This is a genomic window from Pseudomonas sp. yb_5, assembly GCF_043103865.1.
In the GTDB taxonomy this organism is placed as follows: domain Bacteria; phylum Pseudomonadota; class Gammaproteobacteria; order Pseudomonadales; family Pseudomonadaceae; genus Aquipseudomonas; species Aquipseudomonas putida_Y.
In genome coordinates this window covers 81,308-98,754 of the sequence record NZ_JBICKE010000052.1, presented here as the reverse complement: position 1 = coordinate 98,754, position 17,447 = coordinate 81,308, and the positions used below count along the sequence as shown (strand labels likewise).

Genomic DNA, 17,447 nt, shown 5'->3' with positions numbered 1-17,447 from the left:
GGCCGGGCCTGCTGGCCAATTTCCACCGACCGTTCGCCGCTGCCGCCGCTACCGTATTCGCGGGTAAACCCGCTCCTACACGTCAGTTCAACGCATCCAGCAGTGCCTGGTTCATTTCCGGCGTACCGATGGTGATCCGCAGGAACTGGGCAATACGCGGCTGCTTGAAGTGGCGCACGATCACGCCCTGCTCGCGCAAGCGTGCCGCCAGCTCGCCAGCATCCTGCTGGGGGTGGCGGGCGAAGATGAAGTTGGCAGCCGACGGCAGCACCTCAAAGCCCTTGGCCTGCAACTGCCCGACCAGTTCCTCGCGGCTGTCTATCACCTTGCGGCAGGTTTCCTCGAAATACTCACGGTCTTCGAACGCCACCGCCGCGCCGACGATAGCTGCACGGTCCAGCGGATAGGAGTTGAAGCTGTTCTTGATCCGCTCCAGCGCTTCGATCAGGTCCGGGTGCCCTACCGCCAGGCCAACTCGCAGACCCGCCAGCGAGCGCGACTTCGACAGCGTCTGGGTAACCAGCAGGTTATCGTAGCGGTCCACCAGGCTGATCGCCGTTTCACCACCGAAATCGATGTAGGCCTCATCCACAACCACCACCGAATCACGGTTGGCCTGCAGCAACTGCTCCACCACCTGCAACGGCATCAGGCAACCGGTCGGCGCGTTGGGGTTGGGGAAGATGATGCCAGCGTTGGGCTTTTTGTAGTCCTCGATGCGGATCTGGAACTGCTCATCCAGCGCCACCTGTTCGAAGGCAATGCCGTACAGCCCGCAGTAGACCGGGTAGAAGCTGTAGCTGATGTCCGGGAACAGCAGGGGCGCATCGTGCTGGAACAGGCCATGGAAGATGTGCGCCAGCACCTCGTCCGAGCCGTTGCCGACAAACACTTGCGCCGGCGTCACGCCGTAGTACTCGGCCACCGCTTGCTTGAGACGGTCACCGTTCGGGTCCGGATACAGGCGCAGGTTATCGTTAAGCTCGCCGCGCATGGCCTCCAGCGCCTTGGGTGACGGGCCATAGGGGTTTTCGTTGGTGTTCAGCTTGACCAGGCGCGCCAGCTTGGGTTGCTCGCCCGGCACGTAAGGCACCAGGCCCTTGACGAAGGGGCTCCAGAATCGACTCATGCTCAGTTCCCCTTGTCTTGGGTCAGGATACGGTATTCGGCACTACGGGCGTGGGCAGTAAGCGACTCGCCACGGGCCAGGACCGAGGCAGTGTGACCCAGCTCGGACGCGCCCTGCTCGGAGCAGAAGATGATCGACGAACGCTTCTGGAAGTCATACACCCCCAGCGGCGACGAAAAACGCGCGGTACCTGAAGTGGGCAGCACGTGGTTAGGGCCAGCGCAGTAATCGCCCAGCGCTTCGCTGGTGTGGCGGCCCATGAAGATCGCGCCAGCGTGGCGAATGTGTGGCAGCCAGGCTTGCGGGTCGGCCACCGACAGCTCCAGGTGCTCCGGTGCGATGCGGTTGGCCACTTCCATGGCCTGCTGCATGTCTCGCACCTGGATCAGCGCACCACGGCCATTGATCGACTTCTCGATGATATCGGCACGCTCCATGGTCGGCATCAGCTTGTCGATGCTGGCGGCCACGCGATCGAGGAAGGCGGCATCCGGGCTGACCAGGATGGCCTGGGCGTCTTCGTCGTGCTCGGCCTGGGAGAACAGGTCCATTGCGATCCAGTCCGGGTCGGTCTGGCCGTCGCACACCACGAGAATTTCCGAGGGGCCGGCGATCATGTCGATGCCTACCTGGCCGAACACGTGGCGCTTGGCGGTGGCAACGTAGATGTTGCCCGGGCCGACGATCTTGTCCACCTGCGGCACGCTTTCAGTGCCGTAGGCCAGCGCAGCCACGGCCTGGGCACCGCCGACGGTGAACACCCGGTCGACACCGGCGATGCAGGCAGCCGCCAGCACCAGCTCGTTGACCTCACCCCGCGGGGTCGGTACCACCATCACCACTTCAGCCACGCCGGCAACCTTGGCCGGGATGGCGTTCATCAGCACCGACGACGGGTACGACGCCTTGCCGCCCGGCACATACAGGCCAGCACGGTCCAGCGGGGTGACCTTCTGGCCGAGCACGGTGCCGTCGGCCTCGGTGTACTGCCAGGAATCCTGCTTCTGCCGCTCGTGATAGATGCGCACACGGTTGGCGGCCTTTTCCAGGGCTTCACGCTGGACGGGGGTGATACGGGTCAGCGCCAGTTCCAGGCGCGCGCGATCAAGGATCAGGTCGTCAATCGACTTGGCATCAACGCCATCGAAACGCTGGGTGAATTCCACCAGTGCCGCATCGCCGCGTTCGCGCACGGCCTTGATGATGTCGAGCACGCGCTGATTGACCGCGTCATCGGACACACTTTCCCAGCTCAGCAGATGATCCAGATGTCGGGCGAAATCCGGATCAGCAGCGTTGAGACGGGCAATTGCAGTGGACACGGTCATGGCGAGGGCCTCGTAATAATAGCGAATGCTCAGGCGCCCTAGGGGGTTGGGCGAAAAGTGCCTGCGCGACGACCATGCTACGTTAAAAACAGGCTCGGAATGCTCATTTGCAACCAGCAAAGTCGGGCGCGACCCCGGCCGTTCCTCGCCTGTTTTCGTTCTTGCATGATCGCCGCTCGGCGACTTTTCGCACAATCCCAAGCTACCAGTCCATCCGCGCGGGCACCCGAGAAAAATGGCTATGACGCGGATAGACGGGCGCGACAGCGAAGGCCGCGCGCAGCAAGTAGAGCGTTAGCCGCGGTGTCGCGATTCGACCGCTTCGCGCAGCGTCTCGATCAGACTCTGGATACGGGCGTGCTGCATTTTCATGGAGGCTTTGTTGACCACCAGGCGCGAGCTGATCGTGGCGATCAGCTCCTGGGGCTCCAGGCCGTTGGCACGCAGGGTGTTGCCGGTGTCGACCACGTCGATGATCTTGTCGGCAAGGTTGATCAGCGGTGCAAGCTCCATCGAGCCATACAGCTTGATAATGTCGACCTGGCGACCTTGTTCGGCGTAGTAACGCTTGGCTACGTTGACAAACTTGGTGGCCACGCGCAGGCGCCCCTTGGGCTCGGCTGCGCCGACTACGCCCGCGGTCATCAGCTTGCATTGGGCAATCTGCAGGTCCAGGGGCTCATACAGGCCCTGGCCGCCGTACTCCATCAGCACGTCCTTGCCGGCCACACCCAGGTCGGCGGCACCATGCTCGACATAGGTCGGCACGTCGGTGGCACGCACGATCAGCAGACGCACGTCGTCCTGCGTGGTAGGGATGATCAGCTTGCGGCTCTTGTCCGGGTTTTCGGTCGGCACGATGCCAGCCTCGGCCAGCAACGGCAAGGTATCGTCGAGAATACGGCCTTTGGAAAGCGCGATGGTCAACATTGGAACGTCGGTCCTTAAGCGGCTGCTGCCGGCCAGGTCATCGACCTGGCCGCATTCAATTCAAAAGGTGCGTCCTTGCACCCGCGGGGCATTAGCCCGGTACGCGGCGGATTTTCGCGCCGAGCATCTGCAGTTTTTCCTCGATGCACTCGTAACCACGGTCGATGTGGTAGATGCGATCGATCAGGGTATCGCCTTCGGCAACCAGCGCCGACAGCACCAGGCTGGCGGAAGCACGCAGGTCGGTGGCCATGACCGGGGCACCCTTCAGCGCCTTGACGCCAGTGACGATGGCGGTGTTGCCTTCGACCTGGATCTGCGCGCCCATGCGGTGCATTTCGTAAACGTGCATGAAGCGGTTTTCGAAGATGGTCTCGATGACCGCGCCAGTGCCTTCGGCAATGGCATTCAGCGAGATGAACTGCGCCTGCATGTCGGTCGGGAACGCCGGGTACGGGGCGGTACGCAGGTTGACGGCTTTCGGCCGCTTGCCATGCATGTCCAGTTCGATCCAGTCTTCGCCGGTGGTGATGTCGGCACCCGCTTCCTTGAGTTTTTCCAGCACGGCTTCAAGGATGGTAGGGTCGGTGTCCTTGACCTTGACACGGCCACCGGTCACGGCAGCGGCGACCAGGTAGGTACCGGTCTCGATGCGGTCCGGCATCACGCGGTAGTTGGCCGAATCCAGTCGTTCGACACCATCGATGGTGATGGTGTCGGTACCTGCACCTTGAATGTTCCCGCCCATGGCGTTGATGAAGTTGGCCAGGTCGACCACTTCAGGCTCACGCGCGGCGTTCTGCAACACGCTGCGGCCCTTGGCCAAGGCAGCGGCCATCATGATGTTCTCGGTACCGGTCACGCTGACGGTGTCGAAGAAGAAGTGCGCACCGCGCAGGCCACCTTCAGGCGCCTTGGCCTTGATGTAGCCGCCTTCCACTTCGATCTTCGCCCCCATGGCCTCAAGACCACGAATATGCAGATCGACCGGGCGCGAGCCGATGGCGCAACCGCCAGGCAGGGCCACTTCGGCCTCGCCGAAACGGGCAACCATCGGGCCCAGCACCAGGATCGAGGCGCGCATGGTCTTGACCAGCTCGTACGGCGCGACCAGGGTCTTGATGGTGCGTGGATCGATCTCCACCGACAGCTTTTCGTCGATCACAGGCTCGATGCCCATGCGTCCGAACAGCTCGATCATGGTGGTGATGTCGTGCAGGTGCGGCAGGTTGCCCACGGTGACCGGGCCATCGGCCAGCAGAGTCGCTGCCAGAATCGGCAGGGCTGCGTTCTTCGCACCCGAAATGCGGATCTCGCCGTCAAGGCGAGCGCCGCCAGTAATAATCAGTTTGTCCATTGGAGTCTCGCCGCCAAGTTGGCTCAGGTGCGCTCAGCCCAGGCTGCGCTGCTGAAAAATTTCATGGTTACCGCATGGATGCTGCCATTGGCGATCCACGGATTCAGGTGAGCATAGATCGCCTGCTGGCGTTTGACCGGACTCAGGCCAGCCAACTCGTCGCTGATCACGTTCAACTGGAAGTTGCAGCCTTCGCCTTCAACTTCGACCCGGGAACCCGGCAATTTCTCTTCAAGGAAGCTTTTAACTTCTACGGCCTGCATGCTCAACCTCAATCGGCGCCCGATGCGCACGGGTCGGCCATCATACAAAAAAGCCCCTCGCCTGCGAAGCCCAACGAAGGCTTCGCTGACCGAGGGGCCATCATTCGTGCCTGGCCATTAGCTTGCCAGCACTTCATCGAGATCATAGACCTCGGCAATTTCCCGCATGTCGTCGGGCATGCCACGCACCTCGCACGCCTTGCCGGTGGCCTGAGCATCACGAATGTACCCAAGCAGTAGCGACAGGCCGACACTCGAAGACTTCTCGACAGCCGAGCAATCAAGCACCAGTCGCGGCTCGCGCGAGCCATCGATCAGCACCTTGCCTTGCTTGCGCAAGGCCGGGCCGCTGCGGTAATCCAGCACGCCAGTCAGACGTAGCACGCCCGGCTCTGCCATGCTTACAGCAGCCTCACTCATTTGACGCTCTTCTCTGGCGAGCTGTCGGCCGTCTGCTTGGCCTTGGCCACTTCGCCTGCCCAGCCATCGATGGTCTTGTCCAGGTCGTTGCCGTTGCGCTGCATGGCATCGGCGAACTGGTCACGGAACAGCTTGCCAATGTTGATGCCGTTGACGATCACGTTACGCACCTTCCACTCGCCGCCGATGTTCTGCAGGGTGTACTGCACGGGGTAAACGGCACCGTTGTTGCCGGTAACCTTCATGCCGACGCTGGCGCGCTTGCCGTCATCGGCTTTAGCCGGGTCGACAGTGATGCCCTGGTTGTTGTATTCGAGCAAGGCATTGCCATAGAACTGCATCAGGCTGCGCTTGAAGTTCTCCTGAAAGCGCTGCATCTGCTCCGGGGTCGCCTTGCGCGAGTACTTCACGGTCATGATGCTGCGCGAGATACCGTCAGCATCCACCACCGGGCCGAGAATGCGGTTGAGTGAGTCATAGAAGGCGTTGGGGTTGGACTTGTACTGCTCCTTGTTGGCCTTGAGGTCGCCGAGCAGTTCATTGGTGGTGCCCTGAACCACATCGTGCGGTGTCTGCGCAGCCAGAGCCAGCAGGGGGAAGGCCGCCAGTAGCACTAGCAGGCCACGTCGCAGGATCGAAATCATGGATACTCCTTAATTAGCCGGTTGCGCTTCTTTCGGTTCCTTGCCAACAGAGTTGAGCAGGAACTTGCCAATCAGATCCTCCAGCACCAGTGCCGACTGAGTGTCATGGATGGTTGAACCATCCTTGAGGACTTCGTCTTCACCGCCAACGCTGATGCCGATGTACTTCTCACCAAGCAAACCGGCGGTCAGGATCGAGGCAGTGGAGTCGGTCGGCAGGTTATCGACCGACTTGTCCAGCTGCAACGTCACCCGACCGGTGTAGGAATCACGGTCCAGATCGATGGCGGTGACCTTGCCGATGGTCACACCGGCCATGGTCACTTTAGCTCTGACCGTCAAACCGGCGATATTGTCGAAGTAAGCATAAACTTTATAGGTATCACTGCTCGGGCTGGCCGACAGCCCGCTGACACGCAGGGCCAGCAGCAGCAGCGCCAGGATCCCGGCCAGGAGGAACAGGCCGACACCGATTTCCAGGGTGCGGTTTTGCATCAGAAATCTCCAAACATCAAGGCGGTCAGAATAAAGTCCAGACCCAGCACTGCCAACGAGGCATAGACCACGGTCTTGGTGGTTGCACGGCTGATCCCTTCTGAGGTGGGCTCACAGTCGTACCCCTGGAATACGGCGATCCAGGTCGAGACGAAAGCAAACACCAGGCTCTTGACCAGCCCGTTGAGCACGTCGTCAGTGAAAGAAACGCTGTTCTGCATGTTGGCCCAGAACGAGCCCTCGTAGACGCCCAGCCAGTCCACCGCCACCCACGAACCACCCCAGATACCGACCACGCTGAAGATCAGCGCCAGCAACGGCAGCGAGATGAAACCGGCCCACAAGCGTGGTGCAACGATGTACTTGAGCGGGTCGACACCGATCATTTCCAGGCTCGACAGCTGCTCGGTAGACTTCATGTTGCCGATTTCAGCGGTCAGCGCGGAACCGGCACGGCCGGCAAACAGCAATGCCGTTACCACCGGGCCAAGTTCACGCAGCAGGGTCAGGGCGACCATCTGCCCTACCGCCTGCTCCGAGCCGTACTTGGTCAGGATGCTGTAGCCCTGCAGCGCCAGCACCATGCCGATGAACACCCCGGACACGACGACGATCGCCAGCGACAGCACACCGACCGAGTACAACTGCTTGGTCAGCAGCTGGAAACCGCCGCCAATGCCACCGCGACCGACCAGCGCATGGAACAGGAACAGGCACGAACGCCCGAGCACGGCCAGCACGTCGATTGCCGAGCGGCCCAGCAGGCGGACACGTTCGAGTAAGGATTTTCTGCGCATCAACGCGCCCCCAGCAGGTCGGCGCGGTAGTCAGGCGCGGGAAAGTGGAAGGGAACCGGGCCGTCCGGATCGCCTTTCATGAATTGGCGGATCCGTGGATTGTCCGAGCCCATCAGCTCATCAGGCGTCCCCTGGCCCAGCACCTGACCGTCACCTACCACGTAGATGTAATCGGCGATGCTGGCGGTTTCTGCCAGGTCATGGGAAACCACGATACTGGTGATGCCCAAAGCATCGTTGAGCAAGCGAATCAGGCGCACCAGTACCCCCATGGCGATCGGGTCCTGGCCGACGAACGGTTCGTCGTACATGAGGATCTGCGGGTCCAGGGCAATCGCCCGGGCCAGTGCCACACGGCGCTTCATGCCACCGGACAGCTCGTCGGGCATCAGGTCGATGGCACCGCGCAGGCCCACGGCCTGCAGCTTCATCAACACGATGTCACGGATCATCTCGTCCGACAGCTGAGTATGCACGCGCAGCGGGAACGCAACGTTCTCGAACACATCGAGGTCGGTGAACAACGCGCCGCTCTGAAACAGCACGCCCATCTGCTTGCGGGCGTCGAACAGGTCGCTGCGCGACAGCGTCGGCAGGTTCTGCCCGGCAACCCATACCTCACCGCTCGCGGGGCGCAACTGCGCGCCCATCAGGCGGAGCAACGTGGTCTTGCCGCAACCCGATGGCCCCATGATGCCGGTGACCTTGCCGCGCGGGATGCTGATGTCGACGTTGCTGAAAATGCTGCGCGAACCGCGTTTGAAGGTCACACCCTTCAACTCGACCGCGTAGGCGCTATCCACACTCATCTAGACTCCTTGCTTATGCAGCCTCGTCCTAATGGACGCCGGCCTCCATCTGGAAGGCACAAGCACCCCTGACAGGCCGAATAGCGGCGAACTATAGCACCGCTGACAGCGCCGCCCCAAGGCCGGGCAACCAGCCGTTCAGCCCCGCGACAGACTTTGGTGGTATTTGCTGCAGTAATCGAGGAGGTGAGGGTTTTCATCATTACGCGTATAATCGTCGCCTTTTCATCAGGCATTGCTTTTTCGACATGAGCCAATCCAGCGAGCTGATCCAATCCGCCCAACGCACTCTGCGCCTGGAACTCAAGGCCGTGGAGGCCCTTTTGGCGCGCATCGACGACAATTTCGTCAAAGCCTGCGAACTGATTCTGTCCAGCAAGGGCCGGGTCGTCGTGGTCGGCATGGGCAAGTCCGGGCACATCGGCAACAAGATCGCCGCGACCCTGGCCAGCACCGGCACCCCGGCGTTTTTCGTACACCCGGCCGAAGCCAGCCATGGCGACATGGGCATGATCACTCGCGACGATGTCATCCTTGCCTTGTCGAATTCCGGCAGCACTGCCGAAATCGTCACCCTGCTGCCACTGATCAAGCGCCTGGGTATCAAGCTGATCAGCCTGACTGGCAACCCCGACTCGCCGCTGGCCCAGGCCGCCGAAGTCAATCTTGACGCCCGCGTCGAGCAAGAGGCCTGCCCGCTGAACCTGGCCCCCACTTCCTCGACAACCGCATCGCTGGTGCTGGGCGACTGCCTGGCCATCGCCCTGCTTGAAGCCCGCGGCTTCACTGCCGAGGACTTTGCCTTCTCACACCCCGGGGGAGCGCTGGGCCGCCGCCTGCTGCTGAAGGTCGAGAACGTGATGCACGCCGGCGACGATCTGCCTCAAGTACCACGCGGCACCCTGCTCAAGGACGCGCTGCTGGAAATGTCCCATAAAGGTTTGGGCATGACCGTGATCGTCGAAGCCGACGGCAAGCTGGCCGGGATCTTCACCGACGGTGACCTGCGCCGCAGCCTGGACCGCAACATCGATGTGCACACCACTCTGATCGACCAGGTCATGACCGTTCATGGCAAGACTGCGCGTGCCGACATGCTCGCCGCCGAAGCCCTGAAGATAATGGAAGACCACAAGATCAACGCTCTGGTGGTGGTGGACCGTGAAGACCGCCCTACCGGTGCCCTGAACATGCATGACCTGCTGCGCGCCGGCGTAATGTAAAGGAGCGATGGAATGAACCAGGACCTCATGCAACGCGGCAAAGGCATCAAGCTGGCAGTGTTCGACGTGGACGGCGTGCTCACCGACGGGCGCCTGTATTTCCTCGAGGATGGCAGCGAATTCAAGACGTTCAATACCCTCGACGGCCAGGGCATCAAGATGCTCATGGCCTCGGGCGTGACCACCGCGATCATCAGCGGGCGCAAGACACCAGTGGTCGAACGCCGGGCCAGGAACCTCGGTATCCCGCACCTCTTCCAAGGCCGGGAGGACAAATTGGTGGTACTTGACGGCCTGCTCGCCGAACTGGGCCTAAGCTATGATCAAGTGGCTTACCTGGGCGACGACCTGCCCGACCTGCCGGTGATTCGCCGGGTGGCTCTGGGCATGGCCGTAGCCAACGCCGCACCATTCGTACGCCAGCATGCCCACGGCGTGACCCAGGCACGCGGCGGCGAAGGCGCGGCCCGTGAATTCTGCGAACTGATCATGCACGCCCAGGGCACCCTGGACGCTGCCAACGCCAACTACCTGTAAGGCTGCCCATGCTCAGCAAGAAAGCCCGAAACATTGCGCTGCTCGGGGCGATAGCCGCCCTATTGGTAGCCATCGGCTACTGGAATGTCAGCCCGGAAAGCTTCCTCGACAAGCCTGTGGCCCAGGTCGACGAAAGCGCCATCGATTACTACGCGATCAACGCCCACAGCGTGCAGTTCCTGCCCGACGGCAAACTGCAATACGAAATGACCGCCGACAGGATCGAACACCTCAAGACCAGCGAAATCACCCAGGTGACCACTCCGGACCTGCACCTGTACCGCGGCACTGCGTACCCGTGGCATGTGCAGAGCACACGCGCCGAGGTCAATCCGGACGGTACCGAGGTCGAACTGATTGACAAGGTACGGATTGCCCGCACCGATGAAAAGCAGCGTGAAACCATCATTACCAGCTCACGCATGACCGTGTTCCCGCAGAAGCAATATGCGCAGACCGAGCAAGCCGTTAGAATCGACGGCGCCGGAGGCACAACTACGGGCAAAGGCATGAAAGCGTATTTGAAAGAAGGCAAGATGGACTTGCTCTCTAACGTAAGAGGACAGTATGAGGCTCGTTAAAACCCTCCCCCTTTTGCTCAGCCTGAGCGCAGCACTGGGAAGCGCGAGCGCCCTCGCCCTGCCGAATGACCGTGACCAGCCTATTCGCATCCAGGCCGACAACGCCCACCTGGATGACAAGCAAGGCGTGGCCACTTACACCGGCGACGTGATCATCACCCAGGGTTCGATGATGATCAAAGGCAACACCGTGACCATTACCCGCTCCGCCTCCGGCGATATCGACGTAGTGACCTCGGTGGGCAACCTGGCCTACTTCGAGCAGCAGCAGAGCGCAGCCAAGCCGGACAAGATGAAAGGCTGGGGCGTGACCATCCAGTACCAGTCGCAGAAGGACTTGGTCATTCTCACCGACCGCGCCAAGGTCGAGAACGAAGGCAACACCACCGAAGGCGAGAAGATCGTCTACAACACCCAGACCCAGGTGGCGACCGCCGGTCGCGGTAGCAACGTGACAACACCCCGTCAGCGTATCGACATGGTGATCCAGCCCAAGAAGAAGGCCGAGTAAATGGCAACCCTCAAAGCCCAGCACCTGGCAAAGAGCTACAAGGGGCGACAGGTAGTACGTGATGTCAGCCTGTCGATCGAAAGCGGTCAGATCGTCGGCCTGCTCGGCCCCAACGGCGCCGGCAAGACCACTTGCTTCTACATGATTGTCGGTCTGGTCCAGGCCGAACAGGGCCGCGTACTGATCGACAGCCTCGATGTGAGCTACCAGCCCATGCACGGCCGCGCGCGCGCCGGCATCGGCTACCTGCCCCAGGAAGCCTCGATCTTCCGCAAGCTGTCGGTAGCCGACAACATCATGGCCATCCTCGAGACCCGCAAGGACCTCGACCGGGACGGCCGCCGCAAAGAGCTGGAAAGCCTGCTGCAGGAGTTCCACATCAGCCACATCCGCGACAACCTCGGCATGAGCCTGTCCGGTGGCGAACGCCGCCGTGTCGAGATTGCCCGCGCCCTGGCGACCGCACCCAAATTCATCCTGCTGGACGAACCGTTCGCCGGTGTCGACCCGATTTCGGTCGGCGACATCAAGCAGATCATCCACCACCTCAAGGCCAAAGGTATCGGTGTACTGATTACCGACCACAACGTGCGTGAAACCCTGGATATCTGCGAGACCGCTTACATCGTCAACGATGGCCGACTGATCGCCGAAGGCGACGCTGAAACCATCCTGGCAAACGACCTGGTCAAAGAAGTTTACCTGGGCCACGAGTTCCGCCTCTGACCCGAAAAGCGCCTGAAGTACTGGCAAGCAAGCCGTGAGACTGCGGGTAAAGTTGTTACGGTACTCTAGGCAAACGCTACAATTTAAGGCATAAAACTTGCTTGATCTGGCGCTCCGGCGCCCTCGTGTAGTGGATGGCGCATGCGCGCCGGCGAACAAGGTATTAAGCCCCTGCCATGAAACCATCGCTCGTCCTAAAAATGGGCCAGCAACTGACGATGACACCTCAGTTGCAACAGGCCATCCGCCTGCTCCAGCTCTCTACCCTGGACCTCCAACAGGAAATCCAGGAAGCGCTGGAGTCCAACCCGATGCTCGAACGTCAGGAAGACGGCGAAGACTTCGACAACAGCGACCCGATGGCCGACAACGCCGAGAACAAACCGGCCGCCGAAGTTCAGGACAACAGCTTCCAGGAAAGCGCCGTCAGCGCCGACAATCTGGAAGACGGTGAGTGGAGCGAGCGCATCCCCAACGAGCTCCCGGTCGATACCGCCTGGGAAGATATCTACCAGACCAGCGCCAGCAGCCTGCCGAGCAACGATGACGACGAGTGGGACTTCACCACCCGTACATCGGCCGGCGAGAGCCTGCAAAGCCACCTGCTGTGGCAGTTGAACCTGGCGCCGATGTCCGATACCGACCGCTTGATTGCCGTGACCCTGATCGACAGCATCAACGGTCAGGGCTACCTGGAGGACACACTCGAGGAAATCTGTGCCGGTTTCGACCCGGAGCTGGATATCGAGCTGGACGAGGTCGAAGCAGTACTGCACCGCATCCAGCAGTTCGAGCCGGCTGGCGTCGGCGCCCGCAACCTCGGTGAATGCCTGTTGCTGCAACTGCGCCAACTACCCGCTACAACTCCGTGGATGACCGAAGCCAAGCGCCTCGTCACCGACTTCATCGACCTGCTCGGCAGCCGTGACTACAGCCAGCTGATGCGGCGGATGAAAATCAAGGAAGACGAACTGCGCCAGGTCATCGAACTGGTGCAAAGCCTTAACCCGCGCCCGGGTTCGCAGATCGAGTCCAGCGAGCCCGAGTACGTGGTGCCCGACGTCATCGTGCGCAAGGACAGCGACCGTTGGCTGGTAGAGCTGAATCAGGAAGCCATCCCACGCCTGCGCGTCAACCCTCAATACGCCGGCTTCGTTCGCCGTGCCGACACCAGCGCCGACAACACCTTCATGCGCAACCAGCTGCAGGAAGCGCGCTGGTTCATCAAGAGCCTGCAAAGCCGCAACGAGACCCTGATGAAGGTCGCCACGCAGATCGTCGAGCACCAGCGCGGCTTCCTCGACCACGGCGACGAAGCGATGAAGCCGCTGGTGCTGCATGATATTGCCGAAGCAGTAGGCATGCACGAATCGACCATCTCACGGGTTACCACGCAGAAATACATGCACACCCCGCGTGGCATCTACGAACTGAAATACTTTTTCTCCAGCCATGTCAGCACCTCCGAAGGCGGAGAATGCTCGTCCACGGCGATCCGCGCGATCATCAAGAAACTGGTTGCAGCGGAAAATCAGAAAAAGCCATTGAGTGACAGCAAGATCGCTGGTTTACTGGAGGCACAAGGCATCCAGGTAGCCCGTCGCACCGTCGCCAAGTACCGCGAGTCACTCGGCATCGCACCGTCGAGCGAGCGCAAGCGACTGATGTAGCCCCTGAGATGTGCCACAGCGTTTTCGTGGCAGGTGCAAGACCTGCCTCTTTATGCACGGGCAACAAAGGAGAAGCTGTATGCAAGTCAATATCAGTGGACAGCATGTAGAAGTCACCCAGCCACTGCGCGATTACGTGCTTGAAAAGCTCGCCCGCGTGGAGAGTCACTTCGACAAGATCACCAACGTGCAGGTAATCATGAAAGTCGAGAAGCTTCAGCAGAAGGTCGAGGCGACCCTGCAGATTCCCGGCGGCGAAGTGGTAGCCAACGCCGAACACGAAGACATGTATGCAGCGATCGACGCCCTGGCCGACAAGCTCGACCGCCAACTGAAAAAACACAAGGAAAAACAGCAAAGCCTGCTGCAAGGTGCAGCTGCCCGCTGATCCCCCTCATCCATGATCCGACTTGAAACCATCCTGACCCCCGGCCGTTCCCTCGTGAACGTGCCGGGCGGCAGCAAGAAGCGCGCCCTGGAAAAGGTCGCCACTGTCATCGCCGACCAAGTGCCAGAACTGGAGATGCAGGACGTCTTCGAAAAACTGGTAGCCCGGGAAAAGCTCGGTTCTACCGGTTTCGGCAATGGCATCGCCATCCCGCACTGCCGGCTTGAAGGATGCTCCGCTCCCGTCAGCGCCCTGCTGCACCTGGAAGCCCCTATCGATTACGACGCTATCGATGGCGCGCCGGTTGACCTGCTGTTTGTGCTACTGGTGCCCGAAGCGGCCACCGATGCCCACCTTGAACTACTGCGTCAGATCGCCAGCATGCTCGATCGCAAGGAAGTCCGTGATCGGCTGCGTGCGGCCACCAGCAATGAGGCCCTGTTCCAGGTTGTCCTGGACGTACAGAACGAGCACTGAACATGCGCCTGATCATCGTCAGCGGCCGGTCCGGCTCCGGCAAGAGCACCGCCCTCGATGTCCTGGAAGACAGCGGTTTCTATTGCATCGACAATTTACCCGCCGGGCTGCTGCCGCAGTTGGCGGAAAATGCACTGATCAACACCGATTTGCTGCAGCCCAAGGTGGCGGTGTCTATCGATGCGCGCAACCTGCCCAGCCACCTGACGCGCTTCCCCGAACTGCTTGAAGAAGCCCGCGCCCGGCACATCCAGTGTGACGTGTTGTACCTGGATGCCGATGAAGAGGTCCTTCTCAAACGTTTCTCGGAAACCCGCAGGCGGCACCCCCTGACCAACGCCAACCGCTCGCTCGCGGAAGCGATCCGCGTGGAAAGCGAATTGTTGGGCCCTATTGCCGACCTGGCCGACCTGAAGATCGACACCACCAACCTGAACCTGTACCAGTTACGTGACTCGATCAAGCTGCGCCTGCTGAACCAGCCCGAGCCCGGCACAGCGTTTCTGGTCGAGTCGTTCGGTTTCAAGCGGGGGATGCCGGTCGACGCCGACCTGGTTTTTGACGTGCGCTGCCTGCCCAACCCCTACTGGAAGCCAGAGCTGCGTGAGCACTCGGGTCTCGATCAACCCGTGATCGACTACCTGGCCGCACAACCGGATGTCGAAGACATGTACAACGACATCTCCAGCTACCTGCTCAAGTGGTTGCCCCGCTTCGCTGCCAGCAACCGCGCCTACGTAACCATCGCCATCGGCTGCACTGGCGGCCATCACCGTTCGGTGTACATCACCGAGCGCCTTGGTCGACAGCTGCAGAAAACCCTGAAAAACGTCCAGGTCCGCCATCGCGACCTCTAGCCCAAGGATCCGCCCCACGATGCCCGCCCGCGAAATCACCATCATCAACAAGCTGGGTCTGCATGCCCGGGCGGCAGCCAAGTTCGTCGGTGTGGCCGGCCGCTTCCCCTGCCAGGTGCGGGTCGGTCGCGCCCCGGACAAGCTGGTGGATGGCAAGAGCATCATGGCGGTGATGATGCTGGCAGCAGGCAAAGGCACCCAGGTGCACCTGCATACCGAAGGCGAGCAGGACAGCGACGCCATGGACGCACTGGTCGAGCTGATCAACAACTTCTTTGACGAAGGCGAATAGCCCACCCACACACCTGCGCTTGCATCAGGACATCGCGGTATCCATCACCATCATCAGACAGAAACCTGTACACAGCCCCAGGCTGGCCAGACGATGATGGCCGTTGCTGCGCGATTCTGGAATGATTTCCTGGGTGACCACCAGCAACATCGCCCCCGCTGCACAGGCCAGCCCCAGCGGCAGCAGCAGTTCGGCAACATTCACCAGCCAGGCACAGATCAACGCCGCCAGCGGCTCGACCAAGCCTGAGGCTGCGCCGATCAGGAAGGCCTTGAAGCGCGGCATGCCCGCCCCTGCCAGCACCAGCGCGATCACCAGCCCCTCAGGCACATCCTGCAAGGCAATGCCCATGGCCAGGCTGTCGGCGTCGGCCATTCCACCCCCGGCCGACACACCAATGGCCATACCTTCGGGGATGTTGTGGGCAATGATGGCAATCACGAAAAGCCAGATGCGCGCTGCAATCACCGGTTGGTTTACCGTGCCCACCAGCGCTTCCGGCGAAGCCCAGGAAACCTTGAGGTCGACCAGGAACAGGCACAACGCCCCGAACATCAGGCCAAAACTGACCAGGCCACCTGCCCCCCAAGGGCTGAAGCCAATAGACTGAGCCGCCGCCAGGCCCGGCATGATCAGGGAAAACGCGGTGGCCGCCAGCATCACGCCAGCACCGAAGCCCAATAGCGTATCCGCCAGCGCCACCGGCATATTGCGAATGACCAGTACCGGTACTGCGCCCAGTGCCGTACCCAGTGCGCACAAAGCACCGCCCTCCAGGGCGCGCAGCATGCGCGGGTCGAGGTCTAGCCAGGCGAGGCCCCGCGCCACCAATAACGCGGCGCCAGCCAGCAAAAGCAAAGTCCCAAGCGCCAGGCGGAACAGGCGCACACTGCTGACAGACATCACCTCAGAGCGCATACCGGTCCGACTCACTTCAGGGCTTCAAGGTAACGACGTTCAACTTCCACCCAGTCAATGACGTTGTAGAAGGCACCGATGTATTCCGGGCGACGATTCTGGTACTTGAGGTAGTACGCGTGCTCCCACACGTCCAGGCCGAGGATCGGCGTATTGCCGTGCATCAGCGGGCTGTCCTGGTTGCCGCTACTCTCCACCATCAAGGTTTTTTGCGGCGTCACGCTGAGCCAGGCCCAACCGCTGCCGAAGCGGGTCAACGCGGCTTTGGTGAAAGCCTCCTTGAAAGCCTCGAAGCCGCCAAGTTGTGCAGTGACGGCTTGCGCCAGTTGGCCCACAGGCTCGCCACCGCCCTGAGGCGACATGACAGTCCAGAACAGGCTGTGGTTGGCGTGACCACCGCCGTGGTTGGTCACGGCGCCACGCAGGTTTTCCGGCAGTTGCTTGACGGCAGCGACCAGTTTTTCCACCGGCCATTCGGCCCACTCGGTACCTTCGAGGGCGGCATTGAGGCCGTTCACGTAAGTCTGGTGATGCTTGGTGTGGTGGATTTCCATTGTCTGGGCATCAATGTGTGGTTCCAGCGCATCGTAGGCGTATGGCAATGCAGGCAAGGTATGGGGCATGTCAGTGAATTCCGTAGGCATGGGTTCTGGGTGTTACATCCGGCTGGGCAGCGAGCTCGCTGGCCCCGGCGCTGTGGCGGTTGAGCAAGCGCTCGGTACGCGGGTACTGGCCATACTCGGCAATGAAACTCAGCAGCTCGGTGTAAGTGCGCGCACTGTGGCGCAAGGCGGCATCACGCAGCGCCTGAGGCAGGCGCACTTCCTGGCAGGCCTGCAGCAGTCGCTGGTGAGCAGCGCACAGGTAGTCGGCGCTTTCATGCGGCTGGTCAAGGCGCAGGTGCAGGTCAGCCAGGTTGTGGTGGGCGATGACGAATGCAGCCACCGCTTCGTCCACGTCATGCCAGCGCTCGAACAGCACCTGGGCCAACGCCAAGGCTTGCAGGTAGTGTTCCCGGGCGTCCACCAGCTCGCCTTGTTCGAATAGGCGGTTGGCGGTTTCCGTGGTGCGTTTCCAGTGCTGCATGGCTGTCTC

At 61.3% G+C, this 17,447-nt stretch carries 23 protein-coding genes; 10 read left to right on the top strand and 13 right to left on the bottom strand.

Going from position 1 to position 17,447, the window contains the following annotated elements; genetic code table 11:
* Positions 1–82: 82 nt before the first annotated feature.
* From hisC to ACF8GF_RS07450, 10 genes are all read right to left on the bottom strand, one after another.
* Entirely contained in the window at positions 83–1,129 is a 1,047-nt protein-coding gene (gene hisC / locus ACF8GF_RS07495) for a histidinol-phosphate transaminase (RefSeq protein WP_176683734.1), read from the bottom strand.
* Between the two features lie 2 nt (positions 1,130–1,131).
* The gene (hisD, locus tag ACF8GF_RS07490; RefSeq protein ID WP_176683735.1) at positions 1,132–2,457 is read right to left on the bottom strand and encodes a histidinol dehydrogenase; all 1,326 of its coding nucleotides are present in this window, start codon (positions 2,455–2,457) and stop codon (positions 1,132–1,134) included.
* A 294-nt stretch (positions 2,458–2,751) separates the two neighbouring features.
* Positions 2,752–3,387: an ATP phosphoribosyltransferase gene (hisG, locus tag ACF8GF_RS07485; RefSeq protein ID WP_176683736.1), complete on the bottom strand. Its 636-nt coding sequence runs from the start codon at positions 3,385–3,387 to the stop codon at positions 2,752–2,754.
* A 91-nt stretch (positions 3,388–3,478) separates the two neighbouring features.
* Positions 3,479–4,744 (bottom strand): UDP-N-acetylglucosamine 1-carboxyvinyltransferase, encoded by a 1,266-nt coding sequence (gene murA, locus ACF8GF_RS07480; protein ID WP_176683737.1) that lies wholly within the window; start codon positions 4,742–4,744, stop codon positions 3,479–3,481.
* Positions 4,745–4,767: 23 nt separating this feature from the next.
* Positions 4,768–5,007: a BolA family protein gene (locus ACF8GF_RS07475; protein ID WP_003255121.1), complete on the bottom strand. Its 240-nt coding sequence runs from the start codon at positions 5,005–5,007 to the stop codon at positions 4,768–4,770.
* Positions 5,008–5,124: 117 nt separating this feature from the next.
* Positions 5,125–5,427: a lipid asymmetry maintenance protein MlaB gene (locus ACF8GF_RS07470; protein ID WP_176683738.1), complete on the bottom strand. Its 303-nt coding sequence runs from the start codon at positions 5,425–5,427 to the stop codon at positions 5,125–5,127.
* Positions 5,424–6,071: a phospholipid-binding protein MlaC gene (locus ACF8GF_RS07465; protein ID WP_176683739.1), complete on the bottom strand. Its 648-nt coding sequence runs from the start codon at positions 6,069–6,071 to the stop codon at positions 5,424–5,426. Before ACF8GF_RS07465 ends, ACF8GF_RS07470 begins: the two co-directional genes overlap by 4 nt.
* A 9-nt stretch (positions 6,072–6,080) precedes the next feature.
* Positions 6,081–6,566: an outer membrane lipid asymmetry maintenance protein MlaD gene (mlaD, locus tag ACF8GF_RS07460; RefSeq protein ID WP_176683740.1), complete on the bottom strand. Its 486-nt coding sequence runs from the start codon at positions 6,564–6,566 to the stop codon at positions 6,081–6,083.
* The gene (mlaE, locus tag ACF8GF_RS07455; protein ID WP_003255125.1) at positions 6,566–7,363 is read right to left on the bottom strand and encodes a lipid asymmetry maintenance ABC transporter permease subunit MlaE; all 798 of its coding nucleotides are present in this window, start codon (positions 7,361–7,363) and stop codon (positions 6,566–6,568) included. Before mlaE ends, mlaD begins: the two co-directional genes overlap by 1 nt.
* On the bottom strand, positions 7,363–8,172 hold the full coding sequence (locus ACF8GF_RS07450) for an ATP-binding cassette domain-containing protein (protein ID WP_003255127.1): 810 nt from the start codon (positions 8,170–8,172) through the stop codon (positions 7,363–7,365). Before ACF8GF_RS07450 ends, mlaE begins: the two co-directional genes overlap by 1 nt.
* Positions 8,173–8,420: 248 nt before the next feature.
* On the opposite strand from ACF8GF_RS07450, the gene ACF8GF_RS07445 reads away from it, so the two are divergent.
* From ACF8GF_RS07445 to ACF8GF_RS07400, 10 genes are all read left to right on the top strand, one after another.
* Positions 8,421–9,395, top strand: a complete 975-nt coding sequence (locus tag ACF8GF_RS07445) for an SIS domain-containing protein (protein WP_176683741.1) — start codon at positions 8,421–8,423, stop codon at positions 9,393–9,395.
* 12 nt (positions 9,396–9,407) lie between these two features.
* Positions 9,408–9,932, top strand: coding sequence for an HAD family hydrolase (locus ACF8GF_RS07440; RefSeq protein WP_176683742.1), 525 nt, complete (start codon positions 9,408–9,410; stop codon positions 9,930–9,932).
* 8 nt (positions 9,933–9,940) lie between these two features.
* Complete coding sequence (gene lptC, locus ACF8GF_RS07435; protein ID WP_176683743.1) at positions 9,941–10,513, top strand: LPS export ABC transporter periplasmic protein LptC; 573 nt, start codon at positions 9,941–9,943, stop codon at positions 10,511–10,513.
* Positions 10,500–11,024: a lipopolysaccharide transport periplasmic protein LptA gene (lptA, locus tag ACF8GF_RS07430; RefSeq protein ID WP_176683744.1), complete on the top strand. Its 525-nt coding sequence runs from the start codon at positions 10,500–10,502 to the stop codon at positions 11,022–11,024. The genes lptC and lptA overlap by 14 nt, the downstream gene beginning before the upstream one ends.
* Positions 11,025–11,750 carry an LPS export ABC transporter ATP-binding protein gene (lptB, locus tag ACF8GF_RS07425; protein WP_176683745.1) on the top strand — a complete coding sequence of 242 codons (726 nt, stop codon included), beginning with the start codon at positions 11,025–11,027 and terminating at the stop codon, positions 11,748–11,750.
* A gap of 176 nt (positions 11,751–11,926) precedes the next feature.
* Positions 11,927–13,420: an RNA polymerase factor sigma-54 gene (locus ACF8GF_RS07420; protein ID WP_028697418.1), complete on the top strand. Its 1,494-nt coding sequence runs from the start codon at positions 11,927–11,929 to the stop codon at positions 13,418–13,420.
* Between the two features lie 79 nt (positions 13,421–13,499).
* Positions 13,500–13,808 (top strand): ribosome hibernation-promoting factor, HPF/YfiA family, encoded by a 309-nt coding sequence (gene hpf / locus ACF8GF_RS07415; protein WP_003255135.1) that lies wholly within the window; start codon positions 13,500–13,502, stop codon positions 13,806–13,808.
* Positions 13,809–13,820: 12 nt separating this feature from the next.
* Positions 13,821–14,285 (top strand): PTS IIA-like nitrogen regulatory protein PtsN, encoded by a 465-nt coding sequence (gene ptsN / locus ACF8GF_RS07410; RefSeq protein ID WP_003255137.1) that lies wholly within the window; start codon positions 13,821–13,823, stop codon positions 14,283–14,285.
* A 2-nt stretch (positions 14,286–14,287) separates the two neighbouring features.
* Positions 14,288–15,142: an RNase adapter RapZ gene (gene rapZ / locus ACF8GF_RS07405; protein WP_176683746.1), complete on the top strand. Its 855-nt coding sequence runs from the start codon at positions 14,288–14,290 to the stop codon at positions 15,140–15,142.
* 19 nt (positions 15,143–15,161) lie between these two features.
* Positions 15,162–15,434, top strand: coding sequence for an HPr family phosphocarrier protein (locus ACF8GF_RS07400; RefSeq protein WP_010952144.1), 273 nt, complete (start codon positions 15,162–15,164; stop codon positions 15,432–15,434).
* 24 nt (positions 15,435–15,458) lie between these two features.
* Here ACF8GF_RS07400 and ACF8GF_RS07395 read toward each other — a convergent pair whose 3' ends face one another.
* The 3 genes from ACF8GF_RS07395 to ACF8GF_RS07385 are packed head-to-tail and all read right to left on the bottom strand — an operon-like array spanning position 15,459 to position 17,438.
* Positions 15,459–16,352: a ZIP family metal transporter gene (locus ACF8GF_RS07395; RefSeq protein ID WP_176683747.1), complete on the bottom strand. Its 894-nt coding sequence runs from the start codon at positions 16,350–16,352 to the stop codon at positions 15,459–15,461.
* Positions 16,353–16,363: 11 nt separating this feature from the next.
* Positions 16,364–16,975 (bottom strand): superoxide dismutase, encoded by a 612-nt coding sequence (locus tag ACF8GF_RS07390; protein WP_176683748.1) that lies wholly within the window; start codon positions 16,973–16,975, stop codon positions 16,364–16,366.
* A gap of 1 nt (position 16,976) precedes the next feature.
* Positions 16,977–17,438, bottom strand: a complete 462-nt coding sequence (locus tag ACF8GF_RS07385; protein ID WP_176683749.1) for a hypothetical protein — start codon at positions 17,436–17,438, stop codon at positions 16,977–16,979.
* Positions 17,439–17,447 lie beyond the last annotated feature (9 nt).